5 protein-coding genes are annotated in these 4501 nt (G+C 63.1%); all 5 read right to left on the minus strand.

Features of this window, described 5'->3' with window-relative positions; translation table 11 throughout:
• Positions 1-1552, minus strand: a 1552-nt coding sequence (locus tag EN750_RS20185; protein WP_189526337.1) for an AI-2E family transporter, incomplete at its 3' end; no start/stop codon positions are given.
• Between the two features lie 102 nt (positions 1553-1654).
• Positions 1655-2722, minus strand: coding sequence for a D-alanine--D-alanine ligase family protein (locus tag EN750_RS20190; RefSeq protein ID WP_127268759.1), 1068 nt, complete (start codon positions 2720-2722; stop codon positions 1655-1657).
• Positions 2723-2748: 26 nt separating this feature from the next.
• Complete coding sequence (locus tag EN750_RS20195; RefSeq protein WP_127397452.1) at positions 2749-3366, minus strand: C39 family peptidase; 618 nt, start codon at positions 3364-3366, stop codon at positions 2749-2751.
• A gap of 98 nt (positions 3367-3464) precedes the next feature.
• Positions 3465-3980, minus strand: a complete 516-nt coding sequence (locus EN750_RS20200) for a hypothetical protein (protein WP_127319408.1) — start codon at positions 3978-3980, stop codon at positions 3465-3467.
• A 185-nt stretch (positions 3981-4165) separates the two neighbouring features.
• A partial coding sequence (locus tag EN750_RS20205; RefSeq protein WP_127397453.1) for a VOC family protein occupies positions 4166-4501 on the minus strand: 336 nt, incomplete at its 5' end.

The raw sequence follows: 4501 nt of genomic DNA on the forward strand, positions 1-4501 counted from the left end.
GCACGGACATATCCGTTCCATCGGGCAGGTCGGTCTCGTCTTCCCCGTTGGGATCGCCATCGTCGCTCGCCTCTGCGGCCACGGGCGGCGCCTCCTCTTCGCCTGCCTCCTCCTGCGCGCTGTCGTCGAGATTGGCCACCAGCACCAGGGCACTGGCCGCCACCTGCCGCCTTTGCAAATCGCCCATGACGCCGCGCACACGGTCTTGTTCGCCCAGCAAAAGCGCCGGAATGGCAACCTTGTCGTAGAATTCGACCAGATATTTCTCCTCCAGCATCTCCTCGGCATGGTCGGTGGCTTCTTCCGGATCGCCGGCCAGAAGCCGCTGGTACAGGCGCGCATGGGGTTCGAGCACGGGCTCGTTGCCGAACAGCACGTCGAGGAATTCAAACTGCGGCACGTGTCTGCCCAGCACCACCAGGCAGACGGTGAGCGGTGTCGACAGGATCAGCCCGAGCGGCCCCCAGAGCCACGTCCAGAAAATCGCCGCGACGATGATCGCCAGCGGCGACAGTCCTGTCCGCGAACCGTAGAGCCAGGGTTCGATGATATTGCCGGTGATCAGCTCCATCACTACGAACAGGGCGGCGGTCCACAGCACGAGCGACCAGCCCGGCGCAACGGCCAGCGCCAGGAACAGCGGCAAAAGCATGCCGATGATCGGGCCGATATAGGGAACGAAACGCAGCGCCAGCGCCAGCAGCCCCCACAGCAGCGCATTGGGAATACCGAGGGCCCAGAGCCCGATCGCGATCGGTACGGCGTAGACGATGTTGACGACCAATTGCATCAAGAGATAGCGGCCCACCCGCTTGGCGGCATCCTGAAGCGCCTCGGTGGTGCGGTGGAGGTCGCCGTAGCCGACAAGCCGGATAAAGCGGTCGCGCAGATCCTCCCGCTCGAGCAGCATGAAGATGACGACGACGATGATCAGTCCGGCCGACCCAAGCGGGCTGATCAGCGGCCCGACGATATTCTGCAGGACCTGGAGCGGCCTTTCGCGCGCGACGATCTCGACCGGCACCGGCTCGCGCTGCGGCTTTTCCGGGGTGGCAGCCGGCAGCGAGGGGGCCTGCCTGTCGATCTCCTGGCCGACCCGTTCGACCACCTGGCTCAGTCTGGCAAGGATCCCGCCCCCGACCCCGGTTTCCTTGAGCGAGCGGATCTTGGTCAGGATGTTGGTCTGGTAGACTGGGATGTTCTGCGCCAGTTCGCTGACCTGCGTGGCGACGATGAAGGAGAACAGGCCAAGCGCCGCGAAAGCGCCGAGCACGCTGGCAATGACGGCGGCAATCCGGGGAATGCCGATCTTTTTAAGAGCTGAGACAAGCGGCGCCAGTGCGAAGGTCAGCAGCAGCGCGATCGCGATCGGCAGGAAAACCTCGCGCCCGAAATACAGTGCGGCCACCGTCGTGACGATGGCCGCCACATTGGGCAAAGAGGTTCGCGGATGGGGCGCGGCCGCTGAAAGGGCGTCCCCTAGCCCATCAGCCGGAGACGCCGTGCCGTTTCGACGATTGGCCACGTGATGCCTCCCCCTGCCAAATGCCATGATCGGGCATATAGAGCGGACGTGCAACTTTAGCCAACGATGAAATACGCCTCGCTCACAGGCAATGATCCGGGCCGCATCGGCCGCTCTCGACCGATCGGATCAGCGCGCCGCATGCCTGGCCAGCGCGTGCTCGATCAGCACGTCGATGGTCTGGCTGTAGCCGATGCCTGAGGCGGCCAACGCCTTGGCGTACATCGAGATGTCGGTGAATCCGGGAATGGTGTTGACCTCGTTGACGAGCAGGCTGCCATCGGCGCGCAGGAAGAAATCGACGCGCGCCATGGCTTCGCAGCCGAGCGCCTGAAAAGCCTGACGCGCCATCTCCCTCGCTTTGTCGGCCACAGTGGCCGGGACATCAGCGGGCACCTTGACCAGCGCGCCGTCGGCATCGAGATATTTGGCCTCATAGGTGTAGAAGCCGTGCTTGCCGGCCGGAATGATCTCGCCGGGCAGCGACACCGTCAGCGACCCGTCGGCGCGCTCCAGCACCGAGAACTCGATCTCGCGCCCCTCGACGAATTCCTCGATCAACACTTTGCCGTCGTAGCGGAAAGCCGTGTCGATGGCCTGCTCGAAGCCATCCCTGTCATTCACCTTGCTGACCCCGAAGGACGAGCCCTGGCGCGCCGGCTTGGCGAAGAACGGCAGGCCGAGCATCCCGGCAATCTCCTGGAAGGAATGCTTCCCGTTTCGATGCACGGTGACGGAGCGGGCAACCGCCAATCCCGCCTCGCGCATCAGCCGCTTGGCGACATCCTTGTCCATGGCGGCGGCCGAGGCGAGAATGCCGCAGCCGACATAGGCGACATCGGCGACCTCGGCATAGCCCTGCACCGAGCCGTCCTCGCCGAACGGCCCGTGCAGTACAGGAAACACGACGTCGATGGGGGGCAGGTCAGGCTGCGTACCATCCCGCGACACGGCGACCAGCCGGCCCTTGCCGCCGGGCAGCAGCGCGACCTCGGCACCATCTTCGGATGCCGGCGCCCCTGCCGCGTCATCAAGTTGTTGCAGCAGCCATCTGCCGCTTTTGGTAATGGCGATCGGCACGATGTCGTAGCGCGTCCGGTCGATCGCCTTCAGCACATTGGCGGCCGAAAGGCGCGACACGTCATGCTCGGCCGAACGCCCGCCATAGAGGATGGCCACTCTTGTCTTACCGGTCATCGAAATCCCTCGACTGTCAAAAAAAATCAAATGGCGACGGCAATGCCGCGATTGGCGAAGAAGCGGTCGAAATCGGCCGGCGCCAACACTGCGTCTGCCTGTGTGGCGGGGTCATGGCCTGACGGGTTGTGGAAGCGGAAACCCTCGTCGGACGCCGCGGTGACCAGCACCAGGTGACCGCCCTTCGAGGGCGGCTCGCGCTCGGGCCAGCGGATCGAACTGCTGACCGACGCGATGAAGAAGCGCGTCCGCTGCATGATCGCCGGAATCTCGGCCGTCGCGACATTGGTCACCACCTCGGCCCGGAGTCCAAAAACCTCTTTCACGAAGCTGACGAAGGGCGCGTAGATCAGCCCCTTGATCGATCCCCCGTTGACGACATAGCCGCCATATAAGGTGCAGCGCCTGGCAAGCTCGATCGTCGGCACGATCTCGCCGCGGCTTGCCAGGATCATCTTAAGGCAGGCCATGCCGCAGATATTGGCCGCCCAGACCGCATATTCATCGAGTGTTTCCGCGCCCGATCCCCGCCACAGCGGATCGCGCCTGAGGGCAACATCCGCGCCGTCGGCGAGCACGTCCAGCGTCATGTCTGGCGTTTCCCACTGGCTGAAAAACGGCACGGTTTCAGGCAGTGGACTCATACGGGCTCCTCGGCGGTTGGCTCCATCTCGTATACGAGGATACGAGATGGATGAAAAGCCGCTTAGGCCCGTTTAGGTGGGGAGCCGTGCGCCGCCGCCTACTCGGCCTTCGTCCAACCGAAAACCAGCCAAGCATATTTCGATTTTTCGTCGGGTTCGACAGTGTAGGTCATCTGCATGTCGCCGTCCTTGGCGTAGATATCCAGCCTGGGCGCGGTCTCCAGCTTGAGCCACGCCGAACTGTTGCTGAAGGACCAGGTTCCGCACCAGACGCAAGGCCCCGACGTCGGATCACCCGGCTGATGAAAATTGTAGCGGCCGTCCGCCGTGATCTCCAGATAGTCGAACGCGCCGTAAAACGCGGTCACCGTCTGCTGGAATTCATTGGCGGCCGCTTCCTGTTCCGGTGTCGGCGCATCCTTCATATCGCGCGGCGGCCGGATGGCTCCGCCGTTGAGTTTCCATTTGCCGACAAAATCCTTCTGGGTCGGAAGATATTCCTCCTGCGCCTGCGCCGATGAAACATAAGCAAAAGGTGATATACTTGTGAGGCCCACGGCCCCGATCGCAAATAAAAGCGTGGCGGCACAGATCGCCCTTGTTGGGTTTTGCATAAAAGATATATCTCCACGGAGGTAAGGGGAGTTCTATTGAGGATTTTGCAGCGCACGTTGCTTCGATGCCGATTCCCGCCCGCCATTTGCACGGTTAGCATCGTGGCCATCAATCTGGCAACGCAAGGCAGCCTCTCCAGCATCGCCCATGCGCCCGCGGTCCCGGCCGGCTGAATATCGGCAGCTTAGAAGGTGATCTTCACCGAAGCTGCGCTGCGACTATGCGGACCATGATGGACGGCCTCGATGTTGTTGCCGTCGGGATCGAGCAGGAAGGCGGCGTAATAGCCAGGATGATAGGGCCGTTCGCCCGGCGCGCCATTGTCCGTGCCGCCAGCCGCCAGTCCGGCCTTGTAGAAGGCGTCGACCATGGCGTGGTCCCTTGCCTGGAAAGCCAGGTGATGGCGACCGGTGAGTTTTCCCTGTGCGGCCCGGCTGTCGGCAGTGGAGACAAACAGCTCGTCGGCCCAGAAAAAATCGTCGCCGCTCCCACCGATCGGAACATCGATCGCCTGCAGAAC

This window comes from Mesorhizobium sp. M7A.F.Ca.ET.027.03.2.1 (assembly GCF_003999175.1).
In the GTDB taxonomy this organism is placed as follows: Bacteria; Pseudomonadota; Alphaproteobacteria; order Rhizobiales; family Rhizobiaceae; genus Mesorhizobium.